Source organism: Pseudomonas sp. BB438 (assembly GCF_057180225.1).
In genome coordinates, this window is sequence record NZ_CM170001.1 from 1,056,158 (window position 1) to 1,069,638 (window position 13,481).

At 67.4% G+C, this 13,481-nt stretch carries 9 protein-coding genes; 6 read left to right on the plus strand and 3 right to left on the minus strand.

The features are described from left to right. Positions 1 to 196 precede the first annotated feature (196 nt). From ampD to AC1ZV1_RS05125, 3 genes are all read left to right on the plus strand, one after another. Entirely contained in the window at positions 197 to 769 is a 573-nt protein-coding gene (gene ampD, locus AC1ZV1_RS05115) for a 1,6-anhydro-N-acetylmuramyl-L-alanine amidase AmpD (RefSeq protein ID WP_484295787.1), read from the plus strand. Beyond that, a complete protein-coding gene (gene ampE, locus AC1ZV1_RS05120; protein WP_484295788.1) occupies positions 766 to 1,608 on the plus strand; it encodes a regulatory signaling modulator protein AmpE in 843 nt (280 codons plus the stop codon). Before ampD ends, ampE begins: the two co-directional genes overlap by 4 nt. Positions 1,609 to 3,159: 1,551 nt before the next feature. Continuing rightward, complete coding sequence (locus AC1ZV1_RS05125; RefSeq protein WP_484297504.1) at positions 3,160 to 3,864, plus strand: methyl-accepting chemotaxis protein; 705 nt, start codon at positions 3,160 to 3,162, stop codon at positions 3,862 to 3,864. Between the two features lie 569 nt (positions 3,865 to 4,433). On the opposite strand, the gene AC1ZV1_RS05130 is transcribed toward AC1ZV1_RS05125, so the two are convergent. Beyond that, complete coding sequence (locus tag AC1ZV1_RS05130; protein ID WP_484295789.1) at positions 4,434 to 5,213, minus strand: TatD family hydrolase; 780 nt, start codon at positions 5,211 to 5,213, stop codon at positions 4,434 to 4,436. A 4-nt stretch (positions 5,214 to 5,217) separates the two neighbouring features. Beyond that, positions 5,218 to 6,210 (minus strand): catabolite repressor/activator, encoded by a 993-nt coding sequence (gene cra, locus AC1ZV1_RS05135; protein WP_484295790.1) that lies wholly within the window; start codon positions 6,208 to 6,210, stop codon positions 5,218 to 5,220. A gap of 203 nt (positions 6,211 to 6,413) precedes the next feature. On the opposite strand from cra, the gene ptsP reads away from it, so the two are divergent. From ptsP to AC1ZV1_RS05150, 3 genes are read left to right on the plus strand one after another with little or no spacing between them, the layout of a single operon-like run. Continuing rightward, the gene (gene ptsP / locus AC1ZV1_RS05140) at positions 6,414 to 9,308 is read left to right on the plus strand and encodes a phosphoenolpyruvate--protein phosphotransferase (RefSeq protein ID WP_484295791.1); all 2,895 of its coding nucleotides are present in this window, start codon (positions 6,414 to 6,416) and stop codon (positions 9,306 to 9,308) included. Beyond that, a complete protein-coding gene (pfkB, locus tag AC1ZV1_RS05145) occupies positions 9,308 to 10,243 on the plus strand; it encodes a 1-phosphofructokinase (protein ID WP_484295792.1) in 936 nt (311 codons plus the stop codon). Before ptsP ends, pfkB begins: the two co-directional genes overlap by 1 nt. A gap of 26 nt (positions 10,244 to 10,269) precedes the next feature. After that, positions 10,270 to 12,021, plus strand: coding sequence for a PTS fructose-like transporter subunit IIB (locus AC1ZV1_RS05150; RefSeq protein ID WP_484295793.1), 1,752 nt, complete (start codon positions 10,270 to 10,272; stop codon positions 12,019 to 12,021). Between the two features lie 55 nt (positions 12,022 to 12,076). Here the strand turns inward: AC1ZV1_RS05150 and AC1ZV1_RS05155 are convergent, their stop codons facing one another. After that, on the minus strand, positions 12,077 to 13,459 hold the full coding sequence (locus tag AC1ZV1_RS05155) for a UDP-glucose dehydrogenase family protein (protein WP_484295794.1): 1,383 nt from the start codon (positions 13,457 to 13,459) through the stop codon (positions 12,077 to 12,079). Between the last annotated feature and the right edge of the window lie 22 nt (positions 13,460 to 13,481).

Consider the following 13,481-nt stretch of genomic DNA (forward strand, 5'->3'; position numbering starts at 1 on the left):
CGGTGCGGCCCCGAAGGGGCGAGCGGAGCGAGTCATGCTCATTTACTGCGTGTAAACTCCGCTCCCTCATCCGATTTCGCGTTGTTCTGCTCCAGCTCGCGAAATCGTGAGCAGATTCTGAGCGCGCTGGCCGCGTGCCAGCGAGTTCATTTCCCCCGTCGCCTGCTTTAGAGTGGGGCTCTGCCAAGGAGTCTCCATGCAGATCGACCCCGAATCCGGCTGGTGCCTCGAGGCCCAGCGCTGCCCTTCGCCGAACTTCAACGCCCGACCGGACGGCGAGGAAGTCTCGCTGCTGGTCATCCACAACATCAGTCTGCCGCCCGGCCAGTTCGGCACCTGCAAGGTGCAGGCGTTCTTCCAGAACCGCCTGGATGCCGACGAGCACCCGTATTTCGCGAGCATCTGCAGCCTGACGGTGTCCGCGCATTTCCTGATTGAGCGCGACGGCTCGCTGTTCCAGTTCGTCTCTTGCAACGCGCGCGCCTGGCATGCCGGTGTGTCGCGCTTCGACGGGCGCGAGAACTGCAATGATTTCTCCATCGGCATTGAGCTGGAAGGCACCGATACCGAACCTTACAGCGAGCGGCAGTACGAGGTACTGGCACAGCTGACACGACAGTTGCGTAAGGTGTACCCGGCCATTACCCCCGCGCGCATCCAGGGTCACTGCGATATCGCGCCGGAGCGCAAGACCGACCCCGGCGAGGCGTTCGACTGGGTGCGCTACTTTGCCGATATTGGCGCCGACCTGAAGAAGGAGCCGACATGAGTTTTCTGGTGTTGTTGCTGGTCCTGCTGGTCGAGAAGTTCTCCGGCTGGCGCTCCAAGGTGCAACGGGACGGCTGGTGGCTCGGCTGGCTGGACACCGTGGGCGGTGTGAAGTCGCTGCTGGCGCAGCCCTGGCTCGGCGTGATGGTGGCGATCCTGCCGCCACTGCTGTTGCTGGCGCTGCTGCTGACCATTCTTGAACCGGTGGCCTATGGCCTGTTGGCGCTGCCGGTGCAATTGCTGGTGGTGGTGTGGAGCCTGGGGCGCGGCGATGTGTTGCGCGCCATCGGGCCGTTCCGCGATGCCTGGCGCCGCGAAGACGCACAGGCCGCCTACCACGTTGCCGAACGTGACTTGGGTGTGCAGGTACAGGCCGATGGCGACGACGACCTGCTCGCCGTGGTGCAGGGCACATTGGTGTGGGAGGCCTACCAGGCCTTCTTCGCGGTGATCTTCTGGTACGCACTGCTCGGCCCGGTGGCCGCGCTGGCCTACCGGCTGCTCGCCATCGCTGCCGAGCAAGGGCGCCAGCCTGTGCTGCGCGAGCGCGCCGCACAATTGCGGCATGCCTTCGACTGGCTGCCGTCGCGCGCGCTGGTGCTGAGCTTTGCCCTGGTCGGCAACTTCGTCGCGGTCACGCGCACCCTGCTGCACGACCTGCTGGCCTGGGACGTGCCTGCCGCTCGTCTGCTGGCTCGCGCCGGCTACGTGGCCGAGGACTTCAACGAAGGTGGCCTGGGCGTCAAGGGCGTCGCCAGCCTGGATGCCCTGTGGCAGTTGCTGGTGCGCTCCGCGGTACTCTGGTATGCGGTCTTCGCCGTCTGGACACTGCTGCTCTGATCCCGCGAATCGGGCCGGCGGCCGCCGGTCCGATGATGGCATTTTAACCTTAAGTTACAGAACTCCCCGCCGATATCAGGTACACATCGATTCCGAAGCGCGAGATGACGGCTGCTGCACGACAGTGGCCGCGCCGATGAGCGCTCATGGCGCCGACCCGTCCAGGGGCGCGCCGCACCATCCCCGACAAGCGACATAACAATAACGGGAACAGGAGACGTCTTTGTGAGGACCGTGCTCTATCCGGCCATCGCGCTGATGAACCGTCTGAGCTTCGGCATGAAGTTCAGCCTGATCAGCGTGCTGTTCTTTCTGCCGATGCTGATCACCAACTTCTACCTGGTGCGCGACTCCTACGGGCAGTTCGTCAGTACCCGCGCCGAACTGGAAAGCCTCCAGCTGATCGGCAACGGGCTGCAGGTGCGCCGCCATCTCGAGTCCTACAACGATCTGCTGCAGATCAACGGGATTCTCGGCCAGTCGAACAAGGCCGCCGGCCTCGATGCGCGCATCGGTCAGTTGCACAAGGACCTGCAGGCGCAGATCGGCGCGCTGCAGCCGGTGTCCCAGGATGCCGAGCAGATCACCGAGTTCAACGCCAAGCGCGATGAGCTGCTGGCCGGTCTCAAGGCGGTCGACGCCGAGGGCTCGCTGCAGAGCAAGTCGGCCATGGCCGCGCGCCTGCTCAGCGAAGTGCAGGTCTTCAACAAGCTGCTGGTGTCCCAGGCGGGCCTGAGCCAGGACGACGCCCGCGACCTGCGCCAGTTGGCCGAACTGATCACTTCCGGTACCCCGCACGTCACCGAGACCCTCAGCCAGGGCCGCACCATGGGAGCCGGCGCACTCGGCCAGGGGTTCCTCAATTCCTCCACCAGCAGCAAGCTGGATGAGCTGCTGCAAGACCTGGAAAAGCTGCACGCCGAATACGGCCTCAAGCTGCAGGATGCCCTGGGCGCCAGCCCGGCGGCGCAGAGCGCGCTGTCCGCCGATGCCCAGGCGAGCCGCGAAACGATCAAGAGCATGGGCAAGCTGTTCGAGGACAAGGTCGTGATGGCCGACACCCTCGACATGCCCTGGGCAGAGTTCTTTGATCAGGTCAGCAAGGCGATGGAGCAGACCTACCGCCTCGACGACCGGGTGCTGCAGTTCGTCGACGGCGCGTTGCAGGAGCGCCTGGCCAGCAAGCAGCGGCAGATGGTCCTGCTGGTCGTCGCACTGCTGGTGGTGTTCGTATCGATCGTCTACCTCTACGGCGGCTTCTACGTCTCCACCCGCACCACCCTGAAGAGTCTGGGCAGGATGATGGAGCGCGTCGCTTCCGGCGACATGACCGTCAACTTCCAAGCCCAGAGCCGCGACGAGCTGGGCGAGTTGGGCGATGCCTTCAACCAGACCGTGTCGAAGATCCATGACCTGATCGAGCAGGTCGGCCGTACCGTCGGCGAGGTGGAGCGGCAGACCGTGCGCGTGGAATCGGTGTCCGCCGAGAGCAACCAGGCGGTGGCCGGCCAGCGCAACCAGATCGAGCAGGTCGCCACCGCGATGAACCAGATGGCCGCAACCGCTCAGGAAGTCGCGCGCAGCGCCGCCGTGGCGGTGGGCAGCGCCCACAATGTGAACCAGGAAACCACCAGCGGCCGCGCCCTGGTGGCGTCCCAGGTGGGCAGCATCCAGCGCCTGGCCGGGGAGATCGACGAGTCGGTGGCGGTGATCAACCAGCTGGCCGCCGACAGCGCCTCCATCAGTCGTGTGCTGGATGTGATCAAGGGTATCGCCGAGCAGACCAACCTGCTGGCGCTCAACGCTGCCATCGAGGCCGCGCGTGCCGGTGAGCAGGGCAGGGGCTTTGCCGTGGTCGCCGACGAGGTGCGGACCCTGGCCAAGCGCACCCAGCAGTCCACCGAAGAGATCGAGCAGATGATCGCCCGCCTGCAGAACGGCGTGGGCGCGGCGGTGAAGGCCATGGGCAGCAGCCACCAGACCGCCGACGGCACCGTCAGCCAGTCGGCGCGGGTGCAACAGGCGCTGGAGAACATCCTCCAGGCGGTAGGCGCCATCGTCGACCAGAACCAGCAGATCGCCGCCGCTGCCGAGCAGCAGACCGCCGTGGCCCATGACATCGACCAGAACATCGTCGAGATTAACCAGGCCGGCGAGCGCACCTCCGAAGGCGCCAGCGAAACCGAGCGCGCCAGCCGCGAACTGGCCGGGCAGGTGGTGGAACTGAAACGACTGATTGGCGCGTTCCGCGTCTGATCGTCACTGACTCCGGGGCGGATGCTGTGATCCGCCCCGTTACCAGGTTTTCGCCAGCAGGCCGATGTCCGTGGGTCGCATGGAAGCACCCCATCTCACGGGCATCGGTTTGTCGGTGAACTCAGGACTCTGTCCGCGATGTTTTTGCTTCGGGGTGGGAGTTCTGCGCCGCTTCGGCGTGCGCTTATAGATTTGGTTTCGCCTCTCGGCGAGTCCCTTTTGTCAAACGCCACAAAAGGAACCAAAAAGTCTTGCCCCGGACATCCGGTTTTTCGCTTGGGGCGAAAAATTCCCTCGTTGAATTGGAGTTTCAGGGGCACGCCGCGAAGGGCCGTCCCTGGCCCGTCGCAGCTCTCGCGACATCCATGTCGCTCAACCCCTGAAACTCCGCTTCAACGAGGCCTCCTGAACGGGGCAGTCGGAGTGCGCTGGTGTTTCTCTGGAAGCATTTCTGAGCCAAAGCCAAAGCCAAAGCCAAAGCCAAAGCGGCATGGAGTGGTTTTTCGTAGGAGCGGATTCATCCGCGATGAGGGGCCAGCCTGAAGTCCGCTTCCACGAAAAGCTGAGCTTCAGCTCCAGCCAAACAACTCCATCGCATTGCGCGTGCTGGCGCTGGCCAACTCTTCCGCGCTGATGCCCTTCAACTCCGCCAGCGCCGCGCAGATGTCCGGCAGATGCTCCGGGCTGTTGCGCACGCCGGGGTACATCGACGGCGCCATGTCCGGCGAGTCGGTCTCCAGCACGATGGATTCCAGCGGTATTTCCGGCACTACCTTGCGCAGGCGGTTGGCCTGCGGCCAGGTCGGCGCGCCGCCCAGGCCCAGGCGGAAACCCAGCTTGAGGTATTCGCGGGCTTCTTCGCGGCTGCCGGCGAAGGCGTGGATGATGCCCTGGCGCTGGGGCTTGTAGCGCTTGAGCGTGGCGATCATCGCCGCATGGGCACGGCGCACGTGCAGCAGTACCGGCAACTCGAAATCGATGGCGATGCGCAGCTGTTCCTCGAAGATCGCCTGCTGGCCATCGCGGTCGAGGTCTTCCAGGTAATAGTCCAGGCCGATCTCGCCCACCGCGCAGAGCTTCGGGTGCCCGGCGAGGCGCTGCAGCCACTCGCGCAGCGCGGTGAGATGTTCCGGCCTGTGCCGCGCCAGGTAGATCGGATGCAGGCCCAGGGCGGCGTACAGGTCCGGCTCCTGTTCCACCAGCGCCCAGACGTCCTCCCAGTTCTCGCGGAACACGCCCAGCAGCACCTGTCGCTCCACTCCTAGCTCGCGGCTGCGCTGCAGCACGGCGGCGCGGTCCTGCTCGAAGTCCGGGCAGTCGAGGTGGTTGTGGGTGTCGATCAGGCGCATCGGCTCACTCCGTGCGCAGCTTGAGGTTGCGCGGGATCGGGTGCACGCCGGGGGTGTAGCTGTTCTGTTCGATGGCAGCCAGCGCCAGGTCCAGTGCGCGCTCGGCGATCAGCGCGTGCTGCTGGGAAATGGCGTTGACCTTCAGCGGTACGAAGTCCAGTAACTGGGTATCGCCGAAGGTGGCGATGCGCAGGTCCGCCGGCCAGCCGCTGGGCAGGGCCTGGAGCACGTCGAACACGCCTTCGAGCAGGACGTAGGACGTGGTGATCAGTGCCTCGGGCAACTGGCCCTGGCTGGCCAGCAGTGCTTCCATCAGACGGCGGCCGCAGGGGCGGCTGAACGTCTCGCCATGCTCGATCAGCACCTGGCCCTGGTAGTCACGCAGGGCGCTGCGGAAGCCCGCGGCGCGCTCCTGGGAAATGATCAGCTCCGGTCGCGCACCCAGCAGGGCGATACTGCGCGGCGCCGGTTTCAGCAGGCTGCTGGTCAGGCGCTGGCTGGCGTCGCGGTCGTCACTGACCACCGAGCAGAAGCGCTGTGGGTCGAGCTGGCGGTCCACGGCGATGATCGGCACGCCGTCGGCCTGCAGGCGGGCGTGGCTCTCGTCGCCTGCGGGCAGGCAGCTGGCGACGATCAGCGCGTCGCAGCGACGCGCGCGGAACAGGCTGAGTACCTGGCGCTCGGTGTCGGGCTCGTCGTCGGAGCAGGCGATCAGCAACTGGTAGCCGCGCGCCCGGGCACCTTGCTCGAGCAGCTTGGCGAGCTTGGCGTAGCTGGGGTTCTCCAGGTCCGGCAGGACGAAGCCCAGGGTGCGGGTCTGCCCGCGACGCAGGCTGGCCGCCTGCTGGTCCGGGTGGTAGCCGTGTTCCTCGATCACCGCGCGCACGCGTTCCACCGTGGCGGCGCTGATGCGGCGCTGGACGGCCTTGCCATTGATCACGTAGCTGGCGGTGGTGACCGAAACACCGGCCAGGCGGGCGATATCACTGAGTTTCAACGCGGGATGCTGCCGACAATTGGGGGCTTCAAGGATCACGCATTATCGAGTAACGTGCCAGTCTCAATAGGTGAATCGATTCAGCATTGCGCATGCAGTATTGCCTGAACCCTGTTCCTGCAGCGCAACCTCTAAGCTGATCACCGTACAAGCGGATAACCGCCCCAGCGCCGGCGCGCGCGAATGCCGGTGAGGAGAACGCGATGCTCGAATTCAACGCGCAGCAGGTCCGCATGGGCCAGCGCGCTGCCGACAAGCAGGCCGCCCTGGCCCTGCTCGGCTCCGCCCTCGAAGACGACGGCCTGGTCGCCGCCGGCTATCTCGAAGGCCTGCAGGCCCGCGAGGCGCAGGGCTCCACGTACCTCGGGCAGGGCATCGCCATCCCCCACGGCACGCCCCAGACGCGCCACCTGGTGCAGCGCACCGGCGTGCGCCTGATGCACTTCCCCGACGGCGTGCACTGGGGGGACGGGCAGACGGTTCACCTGGCCATCGCCATCGCGGCCAAGTCCGACGAACACCTGCGTCTGCTGCAACTGCTGACCCGTGCGCTGGGCGACGGCGACGTAGGCGCCGCGCTGCGTGCTGCCCAGAGGCCCGAGGATCTCCTGCACTTGCTGCAAGGCGGCACACCGCAGCCCCTGCTGTTCGATGAGCACGTGGTAGGTCTTGGCGTCGCTGCCGAGGATTTCGACGAACTGGCCCTGGTCGGCGCGCGCCGCCTGAAGAGGGCCGGCTGCGTCGTCCCCGGCTTCGCCGCCGCGCTGCACGACCAGGAAGCGCTGCCGCTGGGCGCAGGACTCTGGTGGCAGGACAGCGAGCAATGCGTCACGCGTCCCGGCCTCGTCTTCGTCACCCCCACGCGTGAGCTGAGCCACGCCGGCCAGCCGGTGCGCGGCCTGTTCTGCCTGGCTCGCCAGGGCGATGCGCACGAGGCGGTGTTCGCGCGCCTCTGCGACCTGCTGGTGGACGGCCGTGCCGGCGAACTGGCGAGCGCCACCTCCGTTCGTGCCGTGCTGGAAGCCCTGGGCGGCGAGTTGCCGGTGGACTGGCCGAGCATCCGTGTGCCGCTAGCCAACGCCCATGGCCTGCACGCTCGCCCGGCGCAGGTACTGATGCTGCTGGCGCGTGATTTCAGCGGGGAAATCCGCGTGCGCGTCGCCGAAGGCGACAGCGCTCCCGTGTCCATTCGCAGCCTGAGCAAGCTGCTCAGCCTCGGGGCGCGACGTGGGCAGATACTGGAGTTCTTCGCCGAACCGGATATTGCCGAGGCCGCGCTGGCTGCCGTTCGCGCAGCGGTGGAGCAGGGCCTGGGGGAAGAGGTCGAGCCACTGCCTGAAGCCATCGAACTGATCGTCGAGAGCGTTCAGCCGGATGAGCCGGCGTTGCACATCGTGCGAGCGCCCGACGCGGGAACGCAGCTCCAGGCCATCGCTGCATCGCCGGGCATTGCTCATGGGCCGGCCTACGTGCAGGTCACCCGGGCCTTCGAGTTCGCCGCGCGCGGCGAATCACCGGACGCCGAGCGCCAGCGCCTGGATGACGCACGCACGGCCATCAGCGGAGAGATCGAAAGCCTGGTGGCGCGCAGCCAGGTCAAGGCGATCCGCGACATCTTCGTCACTCACCAGGCCCTGCTGGACGATCCCGAGTTGCTCGACGAGGTGCAGGCGCGCCTGGCCGAAGGTGCCAGCGCCGAAGCCGCCTGGGGCCAGGTAATCGAGCGCGTGGCTGGCGAGCAGGAGGCCTTGCGCGACGCACTGCTGGCCGAGCGTGCGGCCGACCTGCGTGACGTCGGCCGGCGGGTGCTGGCGCGCTTGTGCGGTGTCGAGAGTGCGGTCGAGCCAGGTGAGCCCTACATCCTGGTGATGGATGAGGTTGGTCCGTCGGACGTGGCGCGTCTCGACCCGGAGCGCGTGGCGGGCATCGTTACCGCGCGCGGTGGCGCGACCTCCCACAGCGCGATCATCGCCCGAGCGCTGGGCATCCCCGCGCTGGTGGGCGCCGGGGAAAGCGTGCTGGCGCTGGAGTCCGGCACCGCCTTGCTGCTGGATGGCGAGAAGGGCGAGCTGACGGTCGCGCCGGATGCGCAGACGCTGCGCGCTGCCGAGCGCCAGCGTGACCAGCGCCAGCGCCGTGCGGAGCAGGCCGAGGCGCGTCGTCACGAGCCGGCAGTCACCCGCGACGGCCATGCCGTGGAAGTCTGCGCCAACCTCGGCGACACCGCCGGGGCGGCGAAGGCCGTGGAGCTGGGCGCGGAAGGTGTTGGCCTGCTGCGCACCGAGTTCGTCTTCATGGACAACCCCCAGGCGCCGGACCAGGCGACCCAGGAAGCCGAATACCGCCGCGTGCTCGATGCCCTCGAAGGGCGCCCGCTGGTGGCGCGCACCCTCGACGTGGGCGGTGACAAGCCGCTGCCGTACTGGCCGATCCCTGAGGAAACCAACCCCTACCTGGGCATCCGCGGCGTGCGCCTCACGCTGCAACGCCCACAGATTTTTCGTACCCAGTTGCGCGCGTTGCTGACCGCCGCTGCGGGCCGCCCGCTGCGCATCATGTTCCCCATGGTGGGCCAGGTGGAGGAGTGGCGGCAGGCCCGCGACCTGACGCTTGAGCTCTGCGCGGAGCTGGGCGGCGAGCATGACCTGCAGCTTGGCATCATGGTCGAGGTGCCGTCGGCCGCCTTGCTGGCGCCGGTGCTGGCGCGCGAGGTGGATTTCTTCAGCGTCGGCACCAACGACCTGACCCAATACGCCCTGGCCATCGACCGTGGCCATCCGAGCCTGTCCGCCCAGGCCGACGGCCTGCATCCGGCGGTGCTGCAACTGATCGACATGACCGTGCGCGCCGCCCATGCCCATGGCAAGTGGGTCGGCGTGTGCGGCGAACTGGCGGCCGATCCGCTGGCGGTGCCCTTGCTGGTGGGGCTGGGCGTTGACGAGTTGAGCGTCTCGGCGCGCAGCATTCCCCTGGTGAAGGCGCGGGTCCGTGAACTGGACCTGCCGACTTCCCGCGAGCTGGCGCGAGCCGCCCTGACCCTGTGCTCGGCGGCGGACGTGCGCCAGAGCGTTGCCCTCGCGCTGCCGGAGGTGCACTGATGGCCCGTATCCTGACCCTGACCCTGAACCCCGCGCTGGACCTCACCGTGCGCCTGCCGCAGCTGGAACCCGGCGAGGTGAACCGCAGCGAGTCGGTGCTCAGCCAGGCCGCCGGCAAGGGCGTGAACGTCGCCCAGGTACTGGCCGACCTTGGGCATTCCCTGACCGTTGCCGGCTTCCTTGGTGCGGACAATGCACAGCCGTTCGAGGCGCTGTTCCGCCGCCGAGGCTTCATCGATGCCTTCGTCCGCGTTCCGGGAGAAACCCGCAGCAACATCAAGCTGGCCGAAGGCTCCGGGCGTATCACCGATATCAACGGCCCCGGCCCGCAGGTCGGTGAAGCGCAGCAGGATGCATTGCTGGATCGCCTTGACCTGATTGCTGCCGATTTCGAGATCGCCGTGGTCGCCGGCAGCCTGCCGCGCGGCATCGATCCCCAGTGGTTGCGCGACTTGCTGCTGCGCCTGCAGGGCCACGGCCTGAAGGTCGCCTTCGATTGCAGTGGCGCGGCGTTGCGCGCCGGCATCGAGGCCGCTCCCTGGCTGATCAAGCCCAATGACCAGGAGCTGGGCGAGGCCTGTGGACAACTTGCCGGCAGCGCTGAGGAGCTGGCCGCGCAGGTTGATTCGTTGCGCGCGCGCGGTATCGAGCAGGTGGTGCTTTCCCAGGGCGCCGAGGGTGTGCGCTGGTTCGGCCCGCAGGGCGCCTGGCAGGCCGTGCCGCCGACGGTGGAGGTCGCCAGCACGGTAGGTGCCGGCGACTCGCTCCTTGCCGGTATGGTCCACGGCCTGCTGGCTGGTTGGCCGGCCGAGCACGTGTTGCGCCAGGCCACGGCCGTGGCGGCGCTGGCGGTCACTCAATTCCAGTTCGGCATCGGCGATGCGCAGCGACTCAAGCGCATCGAAGACGCGGTGCAGGTTCGGGCCCTGGCCTGAGCACTAGAACAACACGAGGTATGACGATGAACCTTGCCCTGATCACGGCCTGCCCCAACGGCCAGATTTCCAGCGTGCTCAGCGCCCGCCTGCTGCGCGCGGCGGCCGAGCGCCTGGGCTGGTCGGTGTGTGTCGAACAATGCAATCCGCAGCACCCCGAGCGCCAGTTGAGCGAGGGACAGATTGCCGCGGCGGACTGGGTGCTGGTGGTCAGCGTGCAGCCGCTGGATCTCTCGCGCTTCGCCGGCAAGCGCCTGGTGCGGGCGCGACCGGCCGAAGCGCTGGCGGAGCCCGCCGTTTTTCTGCAGCGCGCGGCCGAAGAGGCGCAAGTCTGGCAGCCGGGAGAGGCGTCGAGTGGGCTGGCAGAAAGGGCGCGTGTGGCGAAGATCGTCGCGGTGACGGCCTGCCCGACCGGCGTGGCGCACACCTTCATGGCGGCCGAAGCGCTGCAGCAGGCGGCGCGGCAGATGGGCGTCGAGCTGCGGGTGGAAACCCAGGGTTCGGTAGGGGCGCGCACCCCGCTGAGCGAGGAGGAGATCGCCGGCGCCGACGTGGTCCTGCTGGCGGCGGATATCGAGGTCAATCCCGAGCGCTTCGCCGGCAAGCGCATTTTCCGATGCGGCACCGGCGTGGCGCTGAAACAGCCGCAGGCGACCATCGAACGGGCGCTGAAGGAGGCGACGGAGGAGACTGCTTCGTCCGCCAGCAGCACGGCGCCGGCGAAGAACGAAGCGCGTGGCGTCTACAAGCACCTGCTCACCGGGGTGTCCTTCATGCTGCCGATGGTGGTGGCGGGCGGCCTGCTGATCGCGCTGTCCTTCGTCTTCGGCATCGAGGCCTTCAAGCAGCAAGGTACGCTGGCGGCGGCACTGATGCAGATCGGCGGCGATGCCGCGTTCAAACTGATGGTGCCGATGCTCGCTGGCTACATCGCCTGGTCCATCGCCGACCGCCCGGGCCTGGCGCCGGGGATGATCGGCGGCCTGCTGGCGAGCACGCTGGGCGCCGGGTTCCTCGGCGGCATAGTCGCCGGCCTGCTCGCCGGCTATTCGGCGCGGGCGATTGCCCAGTGGCTGCCGCTGCCGACGAGCGTCGCGGCGCTCAAGCCAATCCTGATCATTCCGCTCCTGGCCAGCCTGTTCACCGGGCTGGTGATGATCTACGTGGTGGGGTCGCCGGTGGCGGCGATGATGCGTTCACTCACCGATTTCCTTGCCGGCATGGGCACCACCAATGCCATTCTGCTCGGCCTGTTGCTGGGCGGGATGATGTGCGTGGACCTGGGCGGGCCGATCAACAAGGCGGCCTACGCGTTCTCGGTGGGACTGCTCGCGTCGCAGAGTTATGCGCCGATGGCGGCGGTGATGGCCGGCGGCATGGTCCCGCCGATCGGCATGGGCATCGCTACGCTGCTGGCGCGACGCAAGTTCGCCCAGAGCGAGCGTGAAGCCGGCAAGGCGGCGTTGGTGCTGGGGCTGTGCTTCATTTCGGAGGGCGCGATTCCCTTCGCTGCCAAGGATCCACTGCGGGTGATTCCGGCAAGCATCGCGGGTGGCGCGCTGACCGGTGCGCTGTCGATGCTGTTCGGCTGCAAGCTGCTGGCGCCCCACGGCGGGTTGTTCGTGCTGCTGATCCCCAATGCGATGAACCACGCGCTGCTCTATCTGCTGGCGATTGCTGCCGGCAGTGTGGTGACCGGTGTGCTGTATGCGCTGCTCAAGCGGGGCGAGGCGGCGCCGATGATGGTGATGGGCGAGCAGGCGCCGGGGCGGGGCTAGATGCTCGGACTTTTGCCGCAGCGCGCCTGGCGCGCTGCTGCAGGTTCAGGTGACGTCAGGCGCTGCGTCGGTGATGTTCTTCGGCGGCTTGCGCCGGCACCGGCAGGCGGTGCGAGTCGCCACGGCCCATGGGGAAGTACTCGAAGCCGTAGCGCGCGACGCGTTCCGGATCGAACAGGTTGCGCCCGTCGAAGATCACCGGGCCCTTCAGGCGGCTGGCCAGCAGTTCGAAGTCCGGTGCCTTGAACTGACGCCATTCGGTGCAGATGACCAACGCGTCCGAGCCGCCCAGGGTGGCTTCCGGCGTGCCCATCAGGGTCAGGCGTTCATCGTGGCCATACAGGCGCTGCGCCTCGGGCATGGCTTCGGGGTCGAAGGCCCGCACCTGCGCGCCGGCCGCCCACAGCGCTTCCATCAGCGTGCGGCTGGGCGCATCGCGCATGTCGTCGGTGTTGGGTTTGAACGAGAGCCCCCAGAGCGCGAAGGTGCGACCCTTGAGGTTGCCGCCGTAGTAGCTGTGGATGCGCTCGAACAGTTTGTTCTTCTGCCGCTGGTTGACCGCTTCCACGGCGCGCAGCAGGTCGTTCGAGCAATGTGCTTCCTCGGCACTCTGGATCAGCGCCTGGACGTCCTTGGGGAAGCATGAGCCGCCGTAGCCGCAGCCCGGGTAGATGAAGTGGTAGCCGATGCGCGGGTCGGCGCCCATGCCCTGGCGTACGGCCTCGATGTCGGCGCCCAGATGCTCGGCCAGCTCGGCGATCTGGTTGATGAAGCTGATCTTGGTGGCGAGCATGCAGTTGGCGGCGTACTTGGTCAGCTCGGCGCTGCGCAGGTTCATCGCGATGATGCGGTCATGGTTGCGGTTGAACGGCTCGTAGATCTCGCGCATCAGCGCCATGGTGTCCGGGCGCTCGCAGCCGATGACGATACGGTCGGGCTTGCGGCAGTCGGCCAGGGCCGAGCCCTCCTTGAGGAATTCGGGGTTGGAGACGATATCGAAGTCGAGGTCGCGGCCTTCCTCGGCGAGCACCTGTTGTACCCGCGCGCGCACGCGATCGCCGGTACCCACGGGCACAGTGGATTTCTCGACGAGGACCACCGGCTGGGTGCGGTGGCGGGCGATGCCTTCCGCGACAGCCAGCACCGCGCGCAGGTCGGCGGAACCGTCGGCCTGCGGGGGCGTGCCCACGGCGATGAACTGCACGCGGCCATGGGCGGCCGCCTCGGCGACATCACTGGTGAAGTGCAGGCGCCCGGTTTCCAGGCTGTCCTTCACCAGTTCGGCCAGGCCTGGCTCGAAGATACTGATCTGGCCGCGCTTGAGCTTGGCGATCTTGTCTTCGTCGATGTCCATGCAGAGGACGTCATGACCCACTTCGGCCATGACCGCGGCCTGCACCAGGCCGACATAACCGATTCCGAATACGCTGATTTTCATGCTTGGACTCTCCCCAAAAGGG